Source organism: Pseudomonas sp. W15Feb9B, assembly GCF_000828175.1.
Lineage (GTDB): Bacteria > Pseudomonadota > Gammaproteobacteria > Pseudomonadales > Pseudomonadaceae > Aquipseudomonas > Aquipseudomonas parakoreensis.
Genome location: NZ_JTKF01000072.1, coordinates 1 through 226, shown reverse-complemented (window position 1 = coordinate 226; position 226 = coordinate 1). Strand labels below are relative to the sequence as shown.

At 62.4% G+C, this 226-nt stretch carries 1 protein-coding gene; it reads left to right on the top strand.

Annotated features, from left to right (window positions below; all coding sequences use genetic code 11):
* Positions 1–226 (top strand): hypothetical protein (locus OC71_RS26190; protein WP_041074856.1); only part of this gene is annotated, 226 nt, incomplete at both ends.

Sequence of the window (226 nt, the reverse complement as noted above, 5' to 3'; positions counted from 1 at the left end):
AAACCTCAGCACCGGCAGCGCTCCTGACCCAACCGCGCTGACCCAAAGCGGCACCTTCACGATTACCGCTTTGGACGGCGTCACCACGCTGACTGTCGGCGGTATCGCCGTGGTCACCAATGGCGTAGCTGCAGGCTTCCCACAATCGGTGACCACGCCGCTCGGCAGCACGCTGACCATCACCGGTTTCAACGCAGCTACCGGTGTGGTGAGTTACAGCTACACC